The organism is Sphingomonas crusticola (assembly GCF_003391115.1).
GTDB lineage: Bacteria > Pseudomonadota > Alphaproteobacteria > Sphingomonadales > Sphingomonadaceae > Sphingomonas_I > Sphingomonas_I crusticola.
Genome location: NZ_QTJP01000001.1, coordinates 2677237 through 2697552, shown reverse-complemented (window position 1 = coordinate 2697552; position 20316 = coordinate 2677237). Strand labels below are relative to the sequence as shown.

The following is a 20316-nucleotide window of genomic DNA, read 5'->3' as shown; positions in this document are numbered from 1 at the left end:
TTATTTGGGAGTCCGGCCGCCGGCTTCAGCCCACAATCCGTCGAGCCGGGCCTGGGGCCAGGCGGTCGGGCTCCAGCTCCAGCCGAGATCGTCGACCTTGATGCGCGCGATCAGCTGTGCCTCGCCAGTGCCGGCGCCGACGGCCGCGCGGGCGCGATCGAGGAAGGTCTGCATCTTGGCGCGGAAGGCGAGCACGTCGGGCCGCCGCATCGGGTGATCGCCATGGCCCGGCACGGCCAACTCGAAATCGAGCTTGAGCATTTCGTCAAGTGTGGCGATCCAGCCGGCGATATTGGCGCCGCCGCCATAATCGATCGTCGGCGTGCCGCCGTTGAGCAGATCGCCGGCGGCGACGATCCTGCCGGTCGGGAAATAGACGACCGTGTCGCCGCTGGTGTGACCGGGGATGTAATGATGCGCGTCGACCCGACCGCGCGTCAGCACGAGCGAGAAATCCTTGCTGAACAGGATGTTGGGCGAGGCTGGTGCGGTGCCGCCGGCCGCCTGCGCGGCAAGCCGTTCGGCAAGGCCGTCATTGCCGATGACCATTACATGCGCGTCGATGAAGCGGCCATTATTGCCGACATGATCGCCATGATGATGGGTGTTGAATACCGCTATCACCGGCAGGTCGCTGACAGTGCGGATGGCAGCGACCAGATTGTTGAAATTGGCCTCGCCCGCCAATTTGTCGTCGACCAGGATCAGGCCGTGATCGGCGGTCCATACGGTGACATTTCCGCCGGCGCCGGTGACCATATAAAAACCGGGGGCGATCGCCTTGATGGTCTGCGGCTGAACGGCAGGCGGCGGGGCGGCGGGTTGCTGGACCGCAGGGGACTGGGCCGCGGCAGCGGAGGCAAAACCGGCCGCGGCCCAGAACAGGAATGGTAGGCAGCGGACCACTTAGTGGGCGACCGTTCCGCCGGCAGGCAAGGTGAAGGCATACAGATTTTCGCCGGCGGCGAGCACGACGTATTGCTTGCCGTCGAGCATGTAGCTGATCGGGGCGTTGGACTGATTGGCAGTGGCCTTGAGGTGCCACAAGATCTCGCCATTGCTGGCGCGGTAGACGATGATGTTGTTCTGATCGTCACCGGTGAAGAGAAGATTGCCTGCCGTCGCCATCAAGCCTGGCCCGACCGTGCTGCCGGGGCTGCTGATGCTGACATAGGGATGTTCCCAAGCATGTTTGCCGGTGAGCGGATCGATCGCCATCAGGATACGCTGCGCCTCGCCGAGTGATCCGCCGCCGCCACCGGCATAGCCCGCCGGCTTGGGGCTGGTATCGTAGAGATAGTAGATGCCCAGCCCTTTGACCGTGTTGATGTAGAACAGGCCGGTCTGGTCGCTATAGGCGGGATTGTACCAGTTGGTCGGGTTGGCGTTGCCGATCGAGCCGGTAGTCTTGGGATCGTTGTCGCGATCCGAAATCGGCTCCTGCGTCTTGGGGTTGATCCCCTTCACCCATTTCAGGCCGGGCATGTAGGGCGTCGAGACGATCGGTTTGCCGGTGATGCGGTCAACCGTCACGAACCAGCCGCTGCGCGCGCCGTAGGACAATAATTTGCGCGGTTTGCCGTCGATCACGCGATCGAACAGCACCGGCGTGTTGGTGCCATCATAGTCATGCGTGTCGTGCGGCATCGCCTGGAAATGCCATTTGAGCTTGCCGGTTTCGATATCGAGCGCGACGACCGAGGCGGTATAAAGATTGTCGCCCATGCGGCCCTGGCCGGCGAACACGGGATTGGCGTTGCCGGTCGTCCAGTAGAGCGTCTTCAGCTCGGCATCGTAGGTACCCGGCATCCACGTGCCGCCGCCGCCATGCGCCGCGGAATCGACGTCGGGCCAGGTCTCGATGCCGGGCTCGCCCGCGCCGGGTGTGACGTAGAATTTCCACTGCTCCTCGCCGGTCATCGGATCGAGCGAGAGCAGGAAGCCGCGGATGTCCATCGCATCGCCGCCGACGCCGACCAGCACGTGATTGCCGACGATGACGGGCGCGGACGTGGTGAAATATTGCTTGCGGGCGTCGGCGATCTCTTTGCGCCAGCGCTCTTTGCCGGTCGCGCTGTCGAGGCAGATCACCCAATCGTCCGGGCCCATGAAATAGAGCATGTCCTTGTACATGCCGACGCCGCGATTGGCGACGAGATGGCCGCCTTTGTCGACCCATTTATAGGTCCACAGCCGCTCGCCGGTATGCGCATCGAGCGCGTAGACCAGGTTCGGCAGCGTGACGTAGAGGATGCCGTTGACCATGAGCGGCGTGCCCTTGATCACCGGCTGGGGGGCGCCGCGCTGCGCGCCGACATCGTTGAACCGAGACGTCCATGCAATCTGGAGGCCAGCGACGTTGTGTTCGTTGATTTGCGTGAGCGGCGAAAAGCGGCGGCCGGTATAATCGCCCTGAAAAGTTGGCCAGCTATCCGTCGGCGGCGCACCGAGCCGCGCCGGATCGAGATAATTGGCGAGCGCCGGCGCCGGAAGAAGCGACAGCACCAGGGCCACCGGAAGTGCGCGCCTCACTTGAGCGACCCCAGGTAGGTGACGAGATCGGTCATCTCGCGGTCCTTGATGCGGAAGGCGAAATCCTTGTGCCACTGGAGCGGATCCTTGAGCATGACCTTGACATCCGGGCCGCGCTGGAAGGCGTGGACGATGTCTTTCTGGTCGATCAGGACGATGGCGAAATCGTCGATCTTGGTAATGCGGCCTTCAATCGATCCGGCGGCGGTGGTGACGGTCGCGCGGATGGCGCGCCCGGGATGATCCTCACGCGACGGGAAGATCATCGAGCGCTGCAGATCGAGCGGGCGGAATTTGGCGCCGACGCCCTTGAGGTCGCCGGTCACCGAATGACATTCGACGCAATTCTTGCGAAAAAAGGCAGCGCCCTTGGCGCTATCGCCGGTCATGACGTTGTTGGTGTTCTGATAGGTGCCGCGATTGGCGTAATTCTCGACCTGCTGGTGCAGGAATTCGGTGACGTCAGTCAGCGCGCGATCGCCGAGCTGAGCGAAGGGTGGCATGCCCTTGTCGGGACGACCGACCTTCAGGAACGGCACCATTTTCTCGCCATGGTCGTCATCGAGCAGTTGGCTGGAATAGAGCAGATTGGGGCCGATACCGCCGCGCGCGTCGGGCCCGTGGCAGGCGGCGCAATTTTCGGCGAAGATCGGCTTGCCGCGCCCGGCGGCGATGGCGTCCGGGGCAGCGCCGAGACCGAGGAACTGGCGGACGGCGTCGGCACCGCCGCCTGCGCGACGGCCCGGCGCGGCGGCCTTCGGCCCCATCGCCGCAGCCGCATCGTCAGTCGAGGCCGCGGCAGCACCTGGCGAGGGCGGCGCCTGGTCCGGCTTGGCCGGCACGGTCGCGGCCGGATGGCCGCCGGGGGCACTCTGCGCGAGCGCGATGCTGCCCGCGAGCAGCGCCGCGCTGGATATGAGCAGCAATTTACCCAGACGGGAGCCCGTGTCGCCGGCCATCTATTTACCCTCCGCGAGGTTTTTCATCACGCCGAGCAGCTCCTGAAAGCGCTTGTCGAGCCGGGCATGCTCCGATCGCCGGACGGCATCGGACGGCAACGCGCCCTGATCGTAAAACAAGGTGTAGGACAGGCGTGACCGCGTCGTGCCGTCGGGCTCGACTGCGAGCGTACCGTGAAAATTGGTAGCTACCATCGCGCCGACCGTCTGAACGTAGGTGTAGGAATGCGTGGTCTTGGCGACCATCGGCTCGATCGTGGTGGCATCGCGCAGACGGCGCACCGTGCCGACATCGCCACTGCCGGACGCATAGTCACACGTTACCTTCATCCATTCTGCGATGGCGCAATAGCCGCCGATCCGCGCCCACACTCGATCGGCCGAGCGCGCGACCGTCACGTCGTGGCGGATCGTGACGTAATCAGCCGCATGGACCGTCGGCGCGAAGCTGACGCCGAGCAGGCAGGCCGGAAGGATGCGGGAGAAGACCATCTGCGCCGATGCCGTCAATTGCGCTTGGGCCGCTCGGGCGTCGGCGGCTGCTTATAGTCGACCAATTCGTCGACCGGGTGGTGGCCGGCCCAGGCAATCCCGCGCAACAGCATCGCTTCGATCTGCGGATTGGCGAAATTGGCATATTCATGCCCCTGCATCCACACGAAGGCGCGGGCCGGCTTCCCGCCCGCTACCGTGTGTTCATACGTCCAGATCTGCGGGACGACCTGGCCGACGCCGCCACCCTGACGCGCGCTCGGCGTGTCGTCGATCACGGTGGTGGCGAGGACGTGAATGGCGGGATTGGACGCCCACGTCATCCGGTAGAAACTCTCTTCCGGATTGAGGGTGAGATTGGTCATGCCCTTCATGATCGGCGAGGCGGGATCGACGATCTTGTACGTGACGTTGGCGTCGAGCGTGTAATTGACTTCTCCATGCTTCTTGCCGCCACCAAGCAGCGCCGCCATTTCGGCGGGGTCGGGACCGCACATGGCATCATGAAAGGCGACGATGCCGCCGCCGCGCTTGACGAAATCGTTCAGCGCCGCGCGCTCGGCGGGCGTCATGAAACCCGTATCGCCCTTGTAGACGACGAGCACGTCGACGCCTTCGAGCTCCTGCGCGCTGGGCGCGTGGAACGACCCGTCGACGACCGCGCCGTGCATCGTCAGCACTTTGCTCCAGTCGGCGAGCCATTGCGGATAATCATGCTGGCCGGGCATGTGGGTTTTGAGCCCAGCGCGCAGATAGACGTGCATGCCCGCCAGATTCTGGCCGGGAATGCGCGGCTTTTCAGCGCCGGTCGGCACGCCGCTGCCGCTTATGGCGGCGGTCGGGCTTTGCGCCGATAAGGCAGGCGCAAGCGCCATGCAGGCCAGCAGCGGCGCCCATTTGATCGCAGTCCTGATCATATCATCTCTCCTAGCCGCGGGTCGGCGGTCACTTGACCGTCCAGCCGCCGTCGATCACGAAATCGGTGCCCGTCGCGAAGCCCGCGAGATCCGAGCAAAGATAACAAGCTAGCCCGCCAATCTCGCTGGCGTCGCCCCATCGGCCGACCGGCAAGGCCGCAAGGAATGCCTCATTGGCCTTGGGATCGTTCATCACCGGCGCGTTGAGCGGGGTCGCAAACGGGCCCGGACTGATGCCGTTGACGGTTATGCCTTCGCCGGCAAGCTCGAGCGCGAGCGCGCGGGTGAAACCCAGCAAGGCTGCCTTGCCCGACGAGTATGCGGTCCGCCCGGGCAGCGAGATGTGGGCCATGATCGAGGTCATGTTGATGATGCGGCCATAGCCGGTGCCCACCATGCCGGGCACGAAGGCGCGGCAGGCGAGAAAGGTGCTGATCAGGCTGGAATCGACCACACTCTTGAACTCGTCGAGCGTGAAATCGACGAGGTTCTTGCGGATATTTGTGCCCGCGCTGTTGATCAGGATCTGTGGCCGCGGGAAGCGCGCATTGACCTCCTCGGCCAGGCGAGCGACGTCGTTCTCATCGACCAGGTCAGCGGTAAAGACCGCCGCTGTGCCGCCCTTCGCCGCCAGCGCGTCCGCGATCTGCTCGAGCTTGGGGCGGTTGCGCGCGACCAGCGCGATCTGCGCACCGGCATCGGCCAGGGCGTGCGCCATCGCCTCGCCGAGTCCGCCGCTCGCACCCACAATCACCGCCGTCTTGCCGGAAAGATCAATCTTCACGCTTCGAATACCTTCGATAGGATTAAGGTTGCTCGGCCAACGCCGGCGCTTCCGCACCGGCGCGCTTGCCGGTGGGATCGAGGAACAGCCACAGGACCGCACCGAGCAGCGCCATGCCGGTCATAACGTACAGCACGGCGTTCCAGTCATTGTTGGTATGCTTGAGGATGATGCCGGCAATCCACGGCGCCACGAAGCCGGAGAAATTGGCGAACATGTTCATCGCGGCCGCGACGGTGGCGGTATAGCGACGGCCGACCTCCACACAGGCATTCCAGGAGATCGGCACAGTCAGGTCGCCGCAGAAGCTGATCGCGGCCATGATCACGATCGCGACCCAGACATTGGGTGCCAACGGGAGTGCGAACAACAAGGCCGCGACGGCGAGGAAAGCGAAAATCGCGACCGCGCGCCGCGATATGCCGAGCGGCAGCAGCCCGCTGACGAGCGAGCCGAAGCCACCGCATAGCAAAGGCAGGACCGAAAGGCCCGCCGTCCAGGCGGCGTTCTGGCCCTGCGCCTCCCGCAGGTAGGTAGGCATCCAGGTGACGAAGAAATACCAGACATAGGACCAGCAGAAATACTGGCACATCAGCAATATCGTCTGGGGACGCAGCAGGATGCGCGTCCAATTCTCAGTCTCGTGGCTGGTCAGCGTCCGCGATTCGTCGAGCAATGCCCGCTCGGCTTCATTGACCCCGGGATGGTCGTGCGGATTTTCGCGGAACCACAAAAGGAAGGCGACGCACCAGATCACGCCCAAGGCGGCGAAGGCGACGAAGCTCCAGCGCCAGCCGAACAGGTTGATGCCCAGCAGCGCCAGCGGCGGCGCGGCGGCGCCGCCCCAGCGTGTGCACGCCCACATCAACGCCTGCGCGCGAATGCGCTCGCCGCGCGGCAGCCACTGGCTGAGCATGCGCGTTAGGTTGGGAAAGCAGCCCGCCTCCCCCGCGCCGAACAGGAAGCGGATGATCCACAGCGACAGCAGGTTCCAAGCGGCGCCGGTGAGCGCGGTGAAGAATGACCATGCCAGCACGACCTGCGCCAGCACGCGACGCACGCCGAGCTTGTCACCCAGCAGGCCCATCGGAATTTCGAACGCCGCATAAGCAAGGCCGAACGCGCCCAGGACGGCGCCCAGCTGTTGCTTATCGAGATGCAGATCCGTGGAAATCGGCCCGGCCGCCTGCGAGATCGCGACGCGCTGGATATAGGAAAGGACCGCCAGCGATAGCGCGAAGCCCACGACGCGATAGCGAACCCGGCTCGCCTTCATGCGGCAATCCTGCCGGGCACGATCCCAATCCGCGACACGCCGCTTCTCCCTTGGCCGCGCCCTAGTCCGGCGCCGTTTGTTATTACATTCTGTATACTAAATGCAGATGGAGGCTTGTCAAGCAAGCCGCGCTCCGTCAAATCACGCGTGACAACCATGAACGAATGAGTGGTAGCGCGTCCAGAACCAGACAACAATCTGTATGCAATCGGGAGGAACAATGATCCAAGAAGAGGTCAAGAGGACGGGAGATGCGCCTCTCGCGGGCAAGATTGCATTGGTGACGGGCTCCGGTCGCGGGCTCGGCCATATGGTCGCCGAATTTCTCGCAAATCTGGGCGCTGCAGTTGCCATTCACGACATTAGTGAGGATGCGCCCGCCCAATATGGCGAAGCTCCCAACCTCAGCGCTGCCGCCGCGGCGCTGGCTGGGGACGGTGGCCGCGCGATCGGCGTAACAGGCGATATCACCAGCGAAGCGGATGTTGCCCGCCTTGTGGAGCAAGTCGAACAACAGCTCGGTAGCATCTCGATTTTGGTGAATTGCGCGGGCGGCGATATCGGCGCGGCCGGCACCAAGCCCGATCCCAACGGCGCGCTCGATATCAGCCTCGCCGACGCGATGGCGGTGTTCCAGCGCAACTTCATCGGCACGATGCTGATGTGTCGCGCGATCGCGCCCGGCATGGCTGAGCGCAGCGAGGGGACGATCATCAACTTCGGCTCTTTGAACGGCCATCAGGGCGTCTCGCCCGAGGTCGTCTATGGCTGTGCCAAGGCCGCGATCGTCCATTATACACGCTGCCTGGCGCTGGAGATGCGACCGCACGGCGTACGCGTGAACGTGGTCAGCCCCGGCCCCGCCAAGAGCGCGCGCTTCCTGGCAACGCGTCAGACCGATCCGAGGATGATGGCAGAAGGCCCGTCGCTTGATCGTTATGCGAGCCCTGCCGAGATCGCCGATGTCGTGGCATTTCTTGCCTCTGAGCAGAGCCGGTTCATGACCGGCCAAGTGCTTCGGGTCGATGGCGGCATCGGCCTCTACGCGGCATGAGCGAGAAATTATGACGAACAGATTGTCGGGTAAAACCTGCCTCGTCACCGGCGCGGCCCAAGGGATTGGCCAAGCGGTGGCGGAAGCTTTCCTGCGTGAAGGCGCCGCCGTGATCGCGACCGACCTTCAGCAGGACCGGCTGGACGCGACTTTTGCTGGAAAGGGGGCGATCACCGCCCGCCTGGACGTCACCGATGCGGCGGCGGCGCAGGCGCTGGCCCGGGCGCATCCTGAAATCAATGGGCTGGTTAACTGCGCCGGCTGGGTTGCGGCAGGGACGATCCTCGACAGCGATCCGGCGGACCTCGAACGCAGCTTCGTGATCAACGTCATGTCGATGACCAACACGATCCGGGCCGTGTTGCCGGCCATGCTGGAACGCAAGGACGGATCCATCGTGAACATTGCGTCCGTGGTTTCCTCGGTCATGGCGGCACCCAACCGCTTCGCTTATTCGACCAGCAAGGCAGCGGTGGTCGGGTTGACCATGTCAGTGGCCCGCGATTTCATCGCCGAGGGGGTGCGCTGCAACGCAATCAGCCCCGGCACGGTCGACAGCCCATCGCTCGCCGACCGCCTGCGCGCGACCGGCGACGAGGCCGCGGCACGTGCCGCGTTCGTCGCGCGTCAGCCGATGGGCCGGATCGGCAAGCCGCAGGAGATAGCCGAGGTTGCGGTCATGCTCGCCTCGGACGAGGCGCGGTTTATGACCGGCACCAATATCGTCATCGACGGCGGCATGAGCCTCTAAAGGCCGTCAGGTGCCGTAGCGCCGGACGTTCTGCCGTTGCGCGCCGAGTCCGTCGATACCGAGGGTGATGACGTCGCCTTCCTTGAGCCAGACTTGCGGCTTCTTGCCCATGCCAACGCCGGGAGGCGTGCCGGTGCTGATCACATCGCCGGGCTGCAAACTCATGAACTGGCTGACATAACTGACGATGTGCGGCACGTCGAAGATCAGGCTCGACGTATTGCCGGTTTGCATGCGAGTGCCGTTGACGTCGAGCCACAGACCGAGATCGTTGATGTCGGAAACCTCGTCCAGGGTCACGAGATAGGGGCCGAACGGACCGAACGTGTCGCAGCCCTTGCCCTTGTCCCAAGTGCCGCCGCGTTCCAGCTGATATTCCCGTTCGGACAGATCGTTAACCAGGCAAACGCCGGCTACGTGATCCAGCGCTGCTTCGCGCGAGACGTAGCGCGCCTCTTTCCCGATCACCACGCCCAGCTCCACTTCCCAATCCGACTTGGCGGACTGGGGCGGGAGATAGACGTCGTCATTCGGCCCGATGATGGCCGACGTCGCCTTGGTGAAGATGATCGGCTCGCTCGGGATCGGCATGCCGGATTCGGCGGCGTGATCGCTGTAGTTCAGCCCGATGCACAGGAATTTGCCGACGCTCGCGACCGGTTCGGCCAGCCGGACATCTGGCTCGACGATCGGTAGCGTCTCGACGTCGATCTCGCGCAGCTGCCCCAGGCCGGTGGCGAGCAACGCGCCATCGATATCGGTGACGTGTGCGGCCAGCGAGCGGATCCTTCCCGCCTGATCGAGCAAGCCGGGTTTCTCCTGCCCCTTGGGGCCATAGCGCAGCAACTTCATGATCTTCCCTTCGATCAGACAGGTCCGCCCTGCGGCGGCACGGAGGTCAGGATTGGGCGAAAGCCGGCGTGGCTGCGAGACTCGAGAAGCGCTCGGGCTCGGTATAGGCCATGCGAAGATGGGTGAGGATCGCGAGCTGCGGATCGCCTTCGCCGCCGGCTACGAAGTCCAGCAACGCGCGGTGATGATTCAGACGCCAGCGGCGGATCTCCTGACTGACATGCTCCAGCGCCTTATGCGCGAACAAAGATGTTGTGAGCGAGATAAGCGTGCGCTCCAGAAAGGGATTCCCGGTCGCGTGCCACATCACCGCGTGGAATTTGCGATCGAGCGCGGCCGCATCGATCAGCGGGCCGTCCCATGCCTCCATCTGTTCGACCAACGCTGTCAACTCGGCGAGCAACTCCGGGGTCATCCGCATCCGCACGAGGCGCAGGGCCTCGGCTTCCAGCACCATGCGCAGGCTGTTGATCTGCTGCACCTCATCGGGCGAAAGCTTGATCACGAACATGCCACGGCGCTCGTGATTCATCACGAGCCCCTGTTCCTGCAATTGCGACAAAGCTTCGCGGACGGGAATGCGGCTGATGTTGAACTCGCGTGCGATCTGGCTTTCATTGAGCCGCTCGCCGGGGCGATATTTACCGCTCATGATCTGTGCGCGCAGCGTCTTGACGACATGCGTGCGCAAAGTCGGCGGCATGCCATCCAAAGTTTCCGGATCTTCGCTCAGCGTTGCTAGCTGCATTGTTTCTGCTTCCGTCGTCTGCTCGTCATCCACATGGGATTGCCGCCGACGATATACACCATTCGCGGCGATAGCCGAGCCGCCCTACGGGCGAACATTTCATTAACGCTGCTCACATCCTCACACCGATCGCTCATTGTCTCGCTGTATACTAAATATTATTCCTAGCTCAAGCAGGCTCGTGGTGGCGGGCGGGGAGGGCTACGCGGTAGTAGCTCTTGCGGGCACAGCGTTCTTGACATCCCCTGAGCAGCGTATGCATACTGTATGCAGTTAGCAGCCGGTGAGCTGAAAAAGGGGAGTGGATGTGACACGACTTTATTCCAAGGCCGCGCTGTTGTGCACGGCAGCTTCGTTCCTGCCGCTCGCGGTTTCGGCTCAGACAGTCGCAATCCCCGCCGGTCCGCCGGCAACCGGGTCGGAAATCTCGCAGCCTTCCACGAATGATTCCGCTGCGGCCTCGCCAATTTCGAGCAGCAACCCGCCAGCCTCCGGTCGCGATGCCGCTTCCGCCGGAGAGGGCGAAATTGTGGTGACCGGCTCGCGCATCGTCACCAACGGCTACAAGGCGCCGACGCCGGTAACGGTCGTAAGCACCACCGAATTGCTCAAGAAGGCCCCGGAAAGCATCGCCGCCGGCCTCTCGACCCTGCCGCAATTCAAGATGTCGTCCGGCTCCAACGTTACCAGCAGCCAGGCGCGCGCGACCAATTCCGGCAATTATCTTAACCTACGCGGGCTTGGCGAAAACGAAACGCTGCTGCTGCTGGATGGCCAGCGACTTCCGCCGACCAGCTATGTCGGCACGACCGACGCCAACATCATCCCGCAGGCGCTGGTACAGCGTGTCGACGTGGTGACCGGCGGCGCTTCGGCCGCTTATGGGTCGGACGCCGTCGCAGGCGTGGTCAACTTCATCCTGGACACCAAATTTGATGGCGTGAAGGGATCGGCACAATATGGCATATCCAGCCGCGGCGACGATCATCAGGTAAAGGCGAATCTCGCGTTCGGTACCGGCCTCATGGACAACCGGCTGCACCTCGAGGGCAGCTTCGATTATTTCTATCAGCCCGGCATCCCAAACAATGGCGAACGCCCCTATGGCGGCAATTATGACGGCGGCTGGGTCGATGTCGGGCAATATGTGCCCGGCACCGGTACCAACACCGTTGCCAATGGATGTCCAGCGTCGGGCTGCGCTGCCGGTACAAAGCAAAACCCGTACACGCCCATGTTCAACGTCCGGCTTGCCAATGGCACATACGGCACGCTCGTAAATTCCGGCCGCAACGCAGCCGGGCAGACCGTACCCTTCACGCTCAACCTCAATACGTTCGAGCCGAATGGCAGTTATCATAAAGCCGATCTCGGCACGCCGACCGGCACCCCTAACTTCAACGTCGGCGGGCGCGACACGGCGGTTTCGTTCGGTACGACGCTGACCAGCTACCTTAAGACCAAACAGGGCTTCCTGCGGGCCGATTACGACTTTGGCGGCGATGTAACCGGCTTCTTGCAAGGCAGCTATACCAACGCGAAGACACAGTTCGTGACGGTGGCCGCGGGAACGCAGTTCCAGTCGTTCCAGATCTTTTCGGACAATGCCTTCCTGCCCACCAGCTTCCGCGACGCGATGGTCGCCCAGGGGGTGAACAGCTTCGTCGGCAGCCGCGTCGAGGCGGACCAGACGCCGAAGCGTGCCTATGACAACAATACGGCGAAAACGGTGCTGGCCGGGATCAAGGGCAAGCTCGCCAACTTCAACTGGAACATCACGGGATCCTATGGCGATTCCGATCTGAAGGTTCGCCACAGCGGCAATTTCAACCAGTCGCACTGGTTCGCCGCGCTCGACGCGGTGCGCGGTCCGCAGGGCAATATCGTGTGCCGCATCACGGTCACCAATCCGGGCCTGCAGGACAATTGCGTGCCGTGGAACCTGTTCGGCAACGGCTCCCCGTCCAAGGCTTCCTATGCCTATTTCGAGGAGGATTCGACCTTCCACGTGAAGTCGCGCCAGAGTGACGTCGCCGCCAATCTCACCGGCGCATTGTTCGATCTGCCCGCCGGCTCGGTCAACATCGCGGTTGGCGGCGAATATCGGCACCAATATCTGGACGTGACCAGCAACAACGATCCGTCGACGCCGATCGATCTGACCGGGCTGCGCACCTATGCCGGCGTGTACAATCTGAAATTCAACAGCACCAATCAGGGCAAGGCGCACGGCACCCAGAACGTCAAGGAAGGCTATGCCGAGGTCGCGGTGCCGATCCTGCGCGACACGCCGTTCTTCCAGAGCCTCGATCTCAACGGCGCGGTTCGCTACACCGATTATAGCGTGAGCGGCGGCATTTGGGCGTGGAAGGGTGGCGCAAGCTGGTCGCCAATCCAGCAGCTCCGCTTCCGCGGCACCTATTCGCAGGATATCCGCGCACCAACCCTCAACGAATTGTTCGCAGGCGTGTCATCCACGCGCGGCACCTTCACCGACGTCCACACCAATATCAACACCAACACGATCACGCTGACACGGGGCAATCCCGATCTGAAATCGGAGAAAGCACGCACGCTGACGATCGGCGGCATCTGGCAGCCGCCCTTCATCCCCGGCTTCAGCGCCTCGCTCGATTATTACCATATCAAGATCAACGATCAGATCAGCACGCTCAGCACGACCGACCTCAACCAGCGGTGCGAAGATTCGGGCGGTACCGATCCGCTGTGCGTATTCGTCAATCGGCCGCTGCCGTTCAGCGATCGCAGCCCGGCCAACTTCCCGACCAATATCTCGACCGTGCCGTTCAACCAGGCATCGGCGGTCACGCGCGGCTTCGATTATGAGCTGAATTACCGGCTCGGCCTGGGCAATTTGCTGTTCGACGAACCGGGCCGCATTGATCTGCGCTTCATCGGCAATTACACGCCATCCTACGTCACCAAGACTGGCCCGACGGTAACGCCGGTGCAATTGGCCGGTGTTGCCGCCGGCAGCGGCGTTCCGCGGCACAAGTTCACCGCCTCCGCGCAATTCACCGACGGGCCGCTAAGCTTCGGCGCCGACGTGCGTTTCATCGGCGTGATGCACTACACTAAGGTCGCGACGCAGTTTTACACCAACAACCGCTTGCCGGCGGTCGCCTATCTGAGCGCGAACATCTCCTACGATCTCAAGATCGGCGGCCATGCGATCACGATCTATGCGACGGGCACGAACTTGACCGATCACTTCGCTTTCGCCCCGCAGGCGAATGCCCAGCCGACCGAATTCTACCCGAGCTTCCAGTCCTTCTACGACGTGGTCGGCCGCTATGTAGTGGGCGGTATCCGGTTCAAATTCTGATCCTAAAGCAGCCCCCATCGCTGCTCCTGATGCCCGCGGGAAACCGCGGGCATCTTTTTTTAAGCGGGCACGTCAGCGGTGCAGGGACGTTCGCTCCGCTCAGGCCACGCCGGAAGCGCCCCAATGCCGTGCCTTGCTTGTCTGGCCGATGCCGGGGTTGAGCTGATTGCGCGGGTCGATCGTGCGGTAGAATTCCGCCAGCGCCGGCTTGGCCTTGTAGAGATGACCGACATTATGCTCCGCCGGATATTCCGCGCGCCGACCGTTCAGCAGCGTCCACATCGCATGTTCGAGCGCCACCGGGTCATGCCCCTTCCGGACGATATAATCCTGATGGAAGACATGGCAGAAGAAGTGGCCGTAATAGAGCTTATGAATGATTGCCCGGTCTATCTCCGGCGGCAAGGTTTCGAACCAGCTTTGCTCGTTGCGCGGCAGCGCGATGTCGAGCGCCACGATATCCTCGACGTCGCGCGCATGGATCGCGCGGTAGCGAACCGCCGCCCCCGCCGCAGCGAAGCGATGCAGAAAGGCCTTGGTCGCCTCGTCGGGCGTGCATTCGAAGAAATCGCCTTCACCGGAGGGGAATAGGCCCGCCAGCAGCGCCCGGGTCGGCGCGGCATTCGCCTGCGTCACCTTGAGCATCAGATGATGCTCATAGCGATCGCGATAGTCTCGCAGTCGCCGCGGCAGGTGGCGGGGGAAGGCACGGGCGGCAATCTGCAGCAGCCGATCGCTGATATTGTGCCGACCCAAGCGCAGCTTAGCGGCAATCGCATCCACGCGCGCCTTTGCCCCGAAGAGCAGCGGCAGGCGATCCGTCCCCAGATGCTGGATCGCGACGAACGTATCCTTGCCGTAACGTGCGGCGATGTCGAACGCGGCGCGGTGCATATATTCGGCCGCGATCGGCAGATGCTCGAAGGTGCCGAGCATGGTTCGCCGGATCCGGTTGAGCTCGCCCGGATCGTTAGTACCGATATAGAAGGTCGTTGTGCCTTTATCCTTGGGGAAGGTATCTAGCCGGGCGGCAAACAGGATCAATTTGCCGGCGCTGCCCGATGCCTCGAACAGGCAGCGCGGATCGGCATTGTAGCGGGCGGGCGTATCCGCATCGACCGCGCGGACATGCTCGGCATATTCATGGTTGGAGGCATGTTTGTGCGGATCATGTTCGATTTCGGCAGCCGTGAAGTCGCCATCCTGCAGCCGCTGCAAGATGGTTTCCGGCGCATTGCCGAGCCGGATGCCTAAGTGATTGACCAGCTCGAGCTCGCCGCCCGCGGTGACCCGCGCGAACAGCGCATATTGGGTGAAGGACGGACCGCGCTGGATCAGCGATCCGCCTGAATTGTTGCAGACGCCACCTAGCACGGATGCCCCGATGCAGGAGGAACCGATCACGGAATGCGGTTCGCGATCAAGGGGCGCCAACGCCCGTTCCAGATCGTATAGGGTCGTGCCCGGCAGGCAGACCACCTGGCGGCCTTCGTCGATCAGATGCAGCCCCGTAATCCGCGTTGTGCTGACGATCACTACCCCGTTGGGATAATCGTCCCCGTCGGGGGTCGAGCCGCCGGTAAGCCCGGTATTGGCGGCCTGCATGATCATCGTAACGTCGGCGGCCAGGCAAGCCTGCGCGACCTGCCATTGCTCGATTAGGGTGCCTGGGCGCACGACTGCGAGCACTGGGCCATCACCGTAGCGATAGCCGCGGCGATAACGGCGGGTCGTTCCGTCCGTGGTCAGGACGTGACCCGGCCCGACGATCGTGCGGAGCTGCGCCCGCAGGGCGGAAGCCGAGGAACCTTCGTGCGAGCTCATCTTGCCGCCAAGTCTCTCTTCACTACCGACACCGCTTGTGGAGAGGCGCTATTTCAGCGTTTTCAGATAGGCGATGATCGCCGCGCGCTTCGCGGCATCGGGCAGGCCGACATAGGGCATGCGGTTTCCCGGAACCGCCTTTTGCGGCGCCATCAGAAAGGCGTCGAGCGTGGCCGGGTTCCAGGTGCCACCCTTGCCCTTCATCGCCGGGGAATAGGCGAAGCCGGGAATGGTACCGGGCGTGCGGCCGACCACGCCCGCCAGGCTCGGGCCGATGCCGGAAGCGCCCTTGATCGTGCTATGGCACACGCTGCATGGCGCGAATGCGCTCTTGCCGGCGGCGGCGGTCGCCGCCGCGCTGGCAGGCGCCGCGGTTGCGCCCGATCCGATGAGCGCCACTGGCAGCAGCAAAGCACCGGCCACCACGCATTTCCGCAACGCAACCATTCTTCTCTCCACTACGATCCGCCTGCCCGTCGCAAGTCTGTATACAGAGTACAATTATTCCGCCTAGGCTTTTGTCATTGTTGGGCTGAAGCCATGCTGAATATTGTTGGAGAGACAATGGGAAGGTCCCTGCTGATCCTATCGCTGCTTGTGCTGGCATCCTGCGGGCGGCCGCCGGCTGCTTCGGAAAAACTGTTCGTCTCGAACGAACGCGGCGATTCGGTCGTCGCCCTCGATCCAGCGAGCGGTACAGTCCTCCAGCGGATCAGCCCCGGCAGGCGCCCCCGCGGATTGTTGCTGTCCCCTGACGGGGCCACGCTGTATGTCGCGATATCCGGTTCGCCGATCGGTGGCCCGGGCGTTGATGAGAGCAGACTGCCCCCGGCCGATCATCGCGCCGACGGCATCGCGGTGATCGATGTAGCGTCGGGAAAGGTCGCGCGCGTCCTTCCGGCCGGCACCGATCCCGAGACGTTCGCCTTGAGCCCTGATGGACGAACCCTGTTCGTATCGAACGAAGATCAGGGCGTGGTTTCGGCGGTCGCGGTCGATGGTGGGCGTGCGGCGATCACGACGAAGGTCGGGAATGAGCCGGAGGGCATCGCGGTCACGCCGGACGGTGCACGCCTGTTCGTCGCCTGCGAGGCGTCCGACCATGTCGCGATGCTGGATGCGCGTACGCTCAAGCTGATCAAGACGATCGCGATCGAGGGCCGCCCCCGCGGACTGCTGATGTCGGCTGACGGCGCGACCGTTTATGCGTCGGTCGAAAGCGGCGGGCGGCTAGCGCTGATATCGGCGGGTGACGGCGTAGTTCAGAAGCAGATCGACCTCGCCCAAGGCGATAAGAGCATCAAGCCGATGGGGATGGTGGAAGCCCCTGACGGGCATGTGTTCGTCACCACTGGGCGCGGCGGAATGGTGTTGGAAGTGGATCCGATGCGCGGCGCAATTGTCCGCGGCATCGCTCGCGTGGGCGCGCGGCCCTGGGGCATCGGCATCACCGCCGACCGCAAAACGCTGCTTACCGCCAATGGCCCGTCGAACAATGTCACGTTCGTCGACCGCGTCTCCGGCAAGATCATCCGCCACGTGGCGACAGGCGAAGGGCCATGGGGCATTGCCAGCCGCGCCGGCGGTGGAGCTCAATAATCAATCGCGCGATGGCGCTAGCGGATCAGCGCAGCAGGAGCATGGCCGCCACGGCTACGGCCGCCGCTAGCGCGGCAACCATTGCATAGCGCCAGCCGCCGCCGATCCGCACCACCTCGACTGCGCGCAAGGGAGGCGGCGGGGGCGCGGCACCGGGCGGCGGGTAACGCGCCTCGATCCGGCGGATTAGATCGGGCAGCCTGAGCAGGGCCCGCACATCGGTGCGCAGGCGCTCGGCGAGCCATGCCTCGGGGCCGAGTTCGTCGCGCAGCCATTCCTTCACGAACGGGCCCGACACTTCCCACATATTGATGTCGGGATCGAGCGCGGTGGCGACGCCCTCGACCATCACCATCGTCTTCTGGAGCAGCAACAGATGCGGCTGGGTCTCCATGTCGAAGTCGCGCGTGATCGCGAACAATCCGTCGAGCATCTGGCCGATCGAGATGTCCTTGACCGGCAGGCCGCGGATCGGCTCGCCGACCGCGCGCAAGGCGGTGGCGAACTCGGCTTGATTGTGATGCGGCGGGACATAGCCCGCTTCGAAATGAATTTCCGCGACGCGATCATAATTGCCGGTGATCAAGCCGTGCAGAATCTCTGCGAGCCACAGCCGCGCCTGACGGTTGACGCGGCCCATGATGCCGAAATCGATCGCAGCGATGCGGCCGTCGGGCAGCGCGAACAAATTGCCCTGATGGAGATCGGCATGGAAGAAGCCGTCCTCGATCGCCTGGCGCAGGAAGGCGCGCACCAGGCACGATGCGAGCGCATGCATGTCATAGCCGGCCGCGATCAGGTCGGCGCGCTTGGACAGCTTTATGCCGTCGATCCATTCCAGCGTCAGCACGCGCCGCGTGGTGCGTGACCAGTCGATCGCGGGCACGGCAAAGCCGGGCTCGGACGCCATATGCTCGGCCAGCTCGGAGGCGGATGCGCCTTCGCGGCGCAGATCCAGCTCGCGCAACGTCCATTGGCGGAAGGTGGCGATGGTGAGCCGGGGACGCAGCCGCGCCAGTTCGCCGCCCATCGCTTCGGCCTGCGCCGCGGCCCATTCATAGGTGTCTATGGCACGGGCCATTTCCTCCTCGATGCCCGGGCGCAGTACTTTGATCGCGACCGCGCGACCGTCGAGCGTCACCGCGCGATGGACCTGTGCGATCGAAGCTGCGCCGACCGGCTCCGGATCGACTGAGGCGTACAATTGCCCCAGCGGCTTTTCGAGGCTGCGTTCGATCGCGTCGCGGATCGCGTCGAACGGCACCGGCGGCACCGCATCCTGCAGGCGCGCAAGATCGTGCGCGGCTTCCTCGCCAACGAGATCGGGCCGCGTCGCCAGCGCCTGGCCAAGCTTAATCGCAGCCGGCCCGATCGCCTGAAAGGCATCGGCGTAGCGCGGCGTCGACGGCACGCGCACGCCGATATGGGCAAGTTTGATCAGGCGCTTGACCGCCGGCGGCGTGTTGGGATCACGCTCGAGTCCACGCAGTGCGCCGTGACGGGCAAGGATGCGGCCCCAGCGGAGCAGCCGCCAGACATGAGTGCTCGGACGCGTCATGCCGGCGTCAGATCTTCCAGCCGGAATGGATGGCGACCAAGCCGCCCAGGATCGGCTCCGCTTTCACCTGCACGAAGCCGGCAGCGCCGATCATGCCGCGAAATTTCTCCATGTCGGGGAAGCGGCGGATCGACTCGACGAGATAGCGATAGCTCTCCTCGTCGTGGGCGATCGCCTTGCCGAGCTTGGGCACGATCTTGTGTGAATAGAAATCATAGACGTCGGCGAAGCCCGGCCAGAGCGTGGTCGAAAATTCCAGGCAGAAGAAGCGGCCGCCGCGCTTGAGCACACGGTGCGCCTCGGCCAGCGCGCGATCGATGTGGGTGACGTTCCGGATGCCGAAGGCGATCGTGTAAGCGTCGAACATAGCATCGCCGAAACTCAGCGTCTCCGCATTTTGCACCGACCAGGCGAGCCCCCCCAGGCCCTTCTTGGCGGCACGTTGCTGGCCGACCTCGAGCATGGCAGGATTGATGTCCGACACGGTCACATCCGCGCCCTTTGCTTTCATGCGGAAGGCGATGTCGCCGGTGCCGCCGGCCATATCGAGGATATGCTCGCCGGCGCGCGGCTTGACGCGTGAGACGAAACGGTCCTTCCACAGGCGGTGCATCCCGCCCGACATGGCGTCGTTCATGATGTCGTAGCGGCGGGCGACGCGCGCGAACACCTCGCCCACCTTGGCGGTCTTTTCTGCGGGTGTGACTTCGGAATAGCCGAAGGAGACGGTCTCGGTCATGCCTCGCCCATAGCGAGCCCTTCCCATATCGGCTAGCGGCGCGGATATGCCGGAGCTTCCTGAAGTCGAAACCACTGTACGCGGGCTACGTCCGGTGTTGGAGGGGCAGCGGCTGACGCGGGTCGAGGCGCGCCGCGCCGACCTGCGCCGGGCGATCCCGCCCGATCTGCGCCAGCGACTGACCGGGGCGACCGTTACCCAGCTTGGCCGGCGTGCCAAATATGGGCTGATCGGCACCGATCGGGGCGACACGCTGATCTTCCATCTCGGCATGTCTGGCCGCTGGCGGATCGATCCGGGCGAGATCGGCAAGCACGATCATCTGCTGCTGGAAACGGAAGCGGGTCACGTGCTCGCGCTCAACGACCCTCGCCGATTCGGTTCGCTCGATTTGGTCCCGACCGCGACGGTCGAGGATCTTCCCGCCTTCCGCGCGCTCGGCCCCGAACCGCTCGGGCCGGCGCTGACGGTCGCCTATCTTTCCGGCAAGCTCGATGGCCGCATCGCGCCGATCAAATTGCTGCTGCTCGACCAGCGGGTCGTCGCCGGCCTCGGCAACATTTATGTGTGCGAGGCACTCAACCTGGCGCGGATCGATCCTCGCAAGCCGGGGGGCGGCATATCGACGCCCGCGCTTAAACGCCTGGTCGCGGCAATCCCGGACGTGCTCGACGCAGCGATCGAGGCCGGCGGGTCGACGCTGCGTGATTATGCCCGCCCCGATGGCGAGCTTGGCTATTTCTCCAAGCAATTCCGCGTCTATGGGCGCGAAGGCAAGCAATGCCCCTACGACAAGGGAATCATTCAGCGCCAGGTCGACGGCGGGCGCTCGACCTTCTGGTGCCCAAAATGCCAGCGCTGATCATGCCCGAAGTTGACGGACGT

At 63.9% G+C, this 20316-nt stretch carries 18 protein-coding genes; 5 read left to right on the top strand and 13 right to left on the bottom strand.

All coding sequences use genetic code 11. The features are described 5' to 3' along the window. Genes DX905_RS12835 through DX905_RS12805 form a run of 7 tightly spaced genes read right to left on the bottom strand, consistent with a single transcriptional unit; the run spans nucleotide 1 to nucleotide 6960 of the window. Nucleotides 1-906, bottom strand: coding sequence for an MBL fold metallo-hydrolase (locus DX905_RS12835; RefSeq protein ID WP_116091696.1), 906 nt, complete (start codon nucleotides 904-906; stop codon nucleotides 1-3). Continuing rightward, complete coding sequence (locus DX905_RS12830) at nucleotides 907-2532, bottom strand: acido-empty-quinoprotein group A (protein ID WP_116091695.1); 1626 nt, start codon at nucleotides 2530-2532, stop codon at nucleotides 907-909. It abuts the gene before it with no gap. After that, nucleotides 2529-3491, bottom strand: coding sequence for a c-type cytochrome (locus DX905_RS12825; RefSeq protein ID WP_116091694.1), 963 nt, complete (start codon nucleotides 3489-3491; stop codon nucleotides 2529-2531). Before DX905_RS12825 ends, DX905_RS12830 begins: the two co-directional genes overlap by 4 nt. Then, nucleotides 3492-3983 (bottom strand): SRPBCC family protein, encoded by a 492-nt coding sequence (locus DX905_RS12820; protein ID WP_116091693.1) that lies wholly within the window; start codon nucleotides 3981-3983, stop codon nucleotides 3492-3494. A 14-nt stretch (nucleotides 3984-3997) separates the two neighbouring features. After that, on the bottom strand, nucleotides 3998-4900 hold the full coding sequence (locus tag DX905_RS12815; protein ID WP_205412252.1) for a ThuA domain-containing protein: 903 nt from the start codon (nucleotides 4898-4900) through the stop codon (nucleotides 3998-4000). A 28-nt stretch (nucleotides 4901-4928) separates the two neighbouring features. Next, complete coding sequence (locus tag DX905_RS12810) at nucleotides 4929-5684, bottom strand: SDR family NAD(P)-dependent oxidoreductase (protein ID WP_116092541.1); 756 nt, start codon at nucleotides 5682-5684, stop codon at nucleotides 4929-4931. Between the two features lie 22 nt (nucleotides 5685-5706). Further along, nucleotides 5707-6960: an MFS transporter gene (locus DX905_RS12805; RefSeq protein WP_116091692.1), complete on the bottom strand. Its 1254-nt coding sequence runs from the start codon at nucleotides 6958-6960 to the stop codon at nucleotides 5707-5709. A gap of 220 nt (nucleotides 6961-7180) precedes the next feature. Here DX905_RS12805 and DX905_RS12800 point away from each other — a divergent pair, with 220 nt between their 5' ends. Both DX905_RS12800 and DX905_RS12795 read left to right on the top strand, forming a co-directional pair. Next, nucleotides 7181-8014, top strand: coding sequence for an SDR family NAD(P)-dependent oxidoreductase (locus DX905_RS12800; protein ID WP_116091691.1), 834 nt, complete (start codon nucleotides 7181-7183; stop codon nucleotides 8012-8014). A gap of 10 nt (nucleotides 8015-8024) precedes the next feature. Next, nucleotides 8025-8765 carry an SDR family oxidoreductase gene (locus DX905_RS12795; RefSeq protein ID WP_116091690.1) on the top strand — a complete coding sequence of 247 codons (741 nt, stop codon included), beginning with the start codon at nucleotides 8025-8027 and terminating at the stop codon, nucleotides 8763-8765. Nucleotides 8766-8771: 6 nt separating this feature from the next. On the opposite strand, the gene DX905_RS12790 is transcribed toward DX905_RS12795, so the two are convergent. Then, entirely contained in the window at nucleotides 8772-9617 is an 846-nt protein-coding gene (locus DX905_RS12790) for a fumarylacetoacetate hydrolase family protein (protein WP_116091689.1), read from the bottom strand. A 46-nt stretch (nucleotides 9618-9663) separates the two neighbouring features. After that, on the bottom strand, nucleotides 9664-10365 hold the full coding sequence (locus DX905_RS12785; RefSeq protein ID WP_116091688.1) for a GntR family transcriptional regulator: 702 nt from the start codon (nucleotides 10363-10365) through the stop codon (nucleotides 9664-9666). Nucleotides 10366-10672: 307 nt separating this feature from the next. Between DX905_RS12785 and DX905_RS12780 the strand changes: the two genes are divergently transcribed. Continuing rightward, nucleotides 10673-13711, top strand: a complete 3039-nt coding sequence (locus DX905_RS12780) for a TonB-dependent receptor plug domain-containing protein (RefSeq protein ID WP_162875607.1) — start codon at nucleotides 10673-10675, stop codon at nucleotides 13709-13711. Nucleotides 13712-13810: 99 nt separating this feature from the next. On the opposite strand, the gene dld is transcribed toward DX905_RS12780, so the two are convergent. Together dld and DX905_RS12770 are read right to left on the bottom strand one after the other, a co-directional pair. Next, on the bottom strand, nucleotides 13811-15535 hold the full coding sequence (gene dld, locus DX905_RS12775) for a D-lactate dehydrogenase (protein ID WP_116091686.1): 1725 nt from the start codon (nucleotides 15533-15535) through the stop codon (nucleotides 13811-13813). Nucleotides 15536-15583: 48 nt separating this feature from the next. Next, nucleotides 15584-15982 carry a c-type cytochrome gene (locus DX905_RS12770; protein ID WP_205412251.1) on the bottom strand — a complete coding sequence of 133 codons (399 nt, stop codon included), beginning with the start codon at nucleotides 15980-15982 and terminating at the stop codon, nucleotides 15584-15586. A gap of 117 nt (nucleotides 15983-16099) precedes the next feature. Between DX905_RS12770 and DX905_RS12765 the strand changes: the two genes are divergently transcribed. After that, nucleotides 16100-17134: a beta-propeller fold lactonase family protein gene (locus tag DX905_RS12765; protein WP_162875606.1), complete on the top strand. Its 1035-nt coding sequence runs from the start codon at nucleotides 16100-16102 to the stop codon at nucleotides 17132-17134. Nucleotides 17135-17159: 25 nt separating this feature from the next. Here DX905_RS12765 and ubiB read toward each other — a convergent pair whose 3' ends face one another. Then, nucleotides 17160-18692 carry a 2-polyprenylphenol 6-hydroxylase gene (ubiB, locus tag DX905_RS12760; RefSeq protein ID WP_116091684.1) on the bottom strand — a complete coding sequence of 511 codons (1533 nt, stop codon included), beginning with the start codon at nucleotides 18690-18692 and terminating at the stop codon, nucleotides 17160-17162. A 7-nt stretch (nucleotides 18693-18699) separates the two neighbouring features. Continuing rightward, a complete protein-coding gene (locus tag DX905_RS12755) occupies nucleotides 18700-19431 on the bottom strand; it encodes a class I SAM-dependent methyltransferase (protein WP_116091683.1) in 732 nt (243 codons plus the stop codon). A gap of 46 nt (nucleotides 19432-19477) precedes the next feature. Here DX905_RS12755 and mutM point away from each other — a divergent pair, with 46 nt between their 5' ends. After that, nucleotides 19478-20293 (top strand): bifunctional DNA-formamidopyrimidine glycosylase/DNA-(apurinic or apyrimidinic site) lyase, encoded by an 816-nt coding sequence (mutM, locus tag DX905_RS12750; RefSeq protein WP_116091682.1) that lies wholly within the window; start codon nucleotides 19478-19480, stop codon nucleotides 20291-20293. Nucleotides 20294-20316: the final 23 nt, after the last annotated feature.